The organism is Agrobacterium sp. DE0009 (assembly GCF_007680755.1).
Classification (GTDB): Bacteria; Pseudomonadota; Alphaproteobacteria; order Rhizobiales; family Rhizobiaceae; genus Agrobacterium; species Agrobacterium tumefaciens_B.
Genome location: NZ_VEIU01000035.1, coordinates 1 through 645, shown reverse-complemented (window position 1 = coordinate 645; position 645 = coordinate 1). Strand labels below are relative to the sequence as shown.

The 645-nt window shown below is 63.4% G+C and carries 1 protein-coding gene and 1 pseudogene; both read right to left on the bottom strand.

The window, feature by feature from the left end; translation table 11 throughout:
• Positions 1–100: pseudogene (locus FS804_RS25330) on the bottom strand (NAD-dependent epimerase/dehydratase family protein); the annotation flags it as partial.
• 11 nt (positions 101–111) lie between these two features.
• Complete coding sequence (locus tag FS804_RS24690; RefSeq protein WP_144579351.1) at positions 112–624, bottom strand: Rrf2 family transcriptional regulator; 513 nt, start codon at positions 622–624, stop codon at positions 112–114.
• Between the last annotated feature and the right edge of the window lie 21 nt (positions 625–645).

Here is a 645-nt window from a genome sequence, read left to right as displayed (position 1 = left end):
CGACGACGGCTTCGTGGCCGGCGTCCTGTAGCAACTTCACTGCCTTCGAGCCGATCAGGCCCGTGCCGCCGATGACGACGACCTTCTTCATCTTGGTCATGGTGATTCCTCCTATGACGAGGCGCGATTACCCGTCTTGCGTTCGTGGAGTTTCAGGAAGGCGCATCCGCGGGCGGCGATACCACCGTCGTCGTCTGCGCCGAGATCCGCCAGAAGGTCCGCGACGGATACCTTGGCGAGTTCTGCGCGATAGGCCTTTTCAGCCTTCAGCATCGCGGCGTTGATCTGGCAGGGCTTTGTGAAGTAGCGCTGCGGCAATGGGTTCGGTCCCCGCTGGCGGATCTCGGCGCAGCGGAAAGCGGGCGCCGGTCCTTCGACCGCGAGGACGATATCCAGGAGGCTGATTTCGCGTGGGGCCTTGGCCAGCCTGTAGCCGCCTTTCGGCCCTGGTGTTGTCGCGACGATGCCCGCGCCGGACAGCGCCTGAAGGTGCTTCAGCAGATAGCTTGTCGACACGCCGTGGAGTTCGGCCAGTGCTGCAGCCGACAGCACGCCGTCTTGCGACAGCCCCGCCAGGAATGCCGTGCAGTGGATCGCCTGTTCGACGCCTTCGCTCAGTTTCATGTTGCATCTCCTAATCGTGGA

Bases quoted from the DNA above. Each gene is read 5' to 3' on its own strand.
- FS804_RS24690 (WP_144579351.1), bottom strand. From the start codon at position 624: ATGAAACTGAGCGAAGGCGTCGAACAGGCGATCCACTGCACGGCATTC.